Origin of the sequence: Candidatus Protochlamydia sp. W-9 (assembly GCF_001950615.1) — a bacterium.
Classification (GTDB): Bacteria; Chlamydiota; Chlamydiia; order Chlamydiales; family Parachlamydiaceae; genus Protochlamydia; species Protochlamydia amoebophila.
In genome coordinates this window covers 1-1,653 of record NZ_BCPZ01000355.1, presented here as the reverse complement: position 1 = coordinate 1,653, position 1,653 = coordinate 1, and the positions used below count along the sequence as shown (strand labels likewise).

General features: G+C 33.3%; 2 protein-coding genes and 1 pseudogene. 2 read left to right on the top strand and 1 reads right to left on the bottom strand.

The features are described from left to right. Positions 1 to 94 precede the first annotated feature (94 nt). Positions 95 to 361: a hypothetical protein gene (locus BU804_RS09925; protein ID WP_075883942.1), complete on the top strand. Its 267-nt coding sequence runs from the start codon at positions 95 to 97 to the stop codon at positions 359 to 361. A 278-nt stretch (positions 362 to 639) separates the two neighbouring features. Next, a complete protein-coding gene (locus BU804_RS09920) occupies positions 640 to 906 on the top strand; it encodes a hypothetical protein (RefSeq protein WP_075883941.1) in 267 nt (88 codons plus the stop codon). Positions 907 to 1,059: 153 nt separating this feature from the next. Here the strand turns inward: BU804_RS09920 and BU804_RS09915 are convergent. Then, a pseudogene (locus tag BU804_RS09915) lies at positions 1,060 to 1,653 on the bottom strand (hypothetical protein); the annotation flags it as partial.

Sequence of the window (1,653 nt, the reverse complement as noted above, 5' to 3'; positions counted from 1 at the left end):
TTTATATCAATATCCTTTAGCATGAATATAGAAGGTATTTATAAATAACTAACTTTTTTAAGTTAAAATCAAACATTTTCAAGAGGGCGATATTATGGGAACAGTTCAATCTTCTCAACCTTCCGAAAGCTTGTCACTAGATTTCTTATATAATTTGATTAAAGAAAATGATCAAAAAGTAAAAACGATAAATGCAGAATTGACAAAAAGAGTTAATGAAGTTTCCACTGAACTTTTTGAAGCTCATATAGAAACTGAAAAGCTTAAAGAAAATAATTTTGCTCTTGATAAAAAAATTGAGTCTCTTAATTTGGATAACACTAGTCTTAAAACTGATATGAAAAAGCAATTACAGGAATAGAGGGACTAACAAAAAATTTACAGACAACTAAAATTGCTTTAGAGGAAAAAGACCTGCAAATTGCGGCAATTCAAGCGACACTTAATAGATATGACCGTGAAAAACAAGGACTTTTTGAGAGAAATATAGCACTTGTCAATGAAATAGATGGTTTAAATAACAAGTTAAAAGAGTTAGTCAAAGGCAAAGCTGAACTTGAAAATCAAGAGAAAGCGCATCAAGAAGAAATAGAAAAACTCAAAAAAGATTTAAATGAGGCATAAAATCGTTATTCAGAGGTGAAAAGAAGTAGTAAGTTAGAAATTTCTGAAAAAACAAGATTAATTGCTAATGAAAAGCTTAAATGCGAATATTTAACCCAGGAAAATATTTCAACTAAAAATGAATTAGCTAAAGTAGGAAAAGATCTCAACCAAGTAAAACAGAATTTGGCTGAAGAAAAAGCAAGACATGTAGAAACAAAACTGAGCTTAGTTGAAGCAGGATGTAAAATTTTATTTCTTCCTCTTTATTCGCTAGACTTAAATCCTTTTAAAATTTTCTGAACGAATTTAAAAACGTTCGAACAAATTGGGAGCAACTTAAAACACTAACTGAAGTTATTGAACTTTCTTTTTTTAATTATTTTGTGAGAACTATGAAAATTTAATTTAAAAAAACCTATAAAATTTTTGTATTTAACGTCATTAAGAGTTGCTTTAATAAACAATTTTTAAATGGAGTGGAGCTACTGAGGATTTAAAATGCGCCAATCCAGCGTCGGTAAGCTTATCGCACCAACTCAAATTTAAATGCTGCAAAGCCACTAAAGGTCGCAAATGCGCTAATCCAGCATCCGTTAGCTTTTCGCACTCACTTAGCTCCAAATGCTGCAAAGCCACTAAAGGTGCCAAATGCGCTAATCCAGCATCCGTGAAACTATGGCATCCAGCCAAATTTAAATGCGATAAAGCCACTAAAGGTCCCAAATGCGCTAATCCAGCGTCAGTAAGATTTCTGCAACGGCTTAGGTCTAAATGCTGTAAAGCCACTAAAGGTGTCAAATGCTCTAATCCAGCATCCGTGAGTTTTTTGCACGAACTCAGATCTAAATGCTGTAAAGCCACTAAAGGTGTCAAATGCGTTAATCCAGCGTCAGTAAAATTTCTGCAACAGCTTAGGTCTAAATGCTGTAAAGCCACCAAAGATGTCAAATGGGCTAATCCAGCATCCTTAAAATTATGGCATCCAGCCAAATTCAAATGCTGTAAAGCCACCAAAGGTGCCAAATGGGCTAATCCAGCATCCGTAAA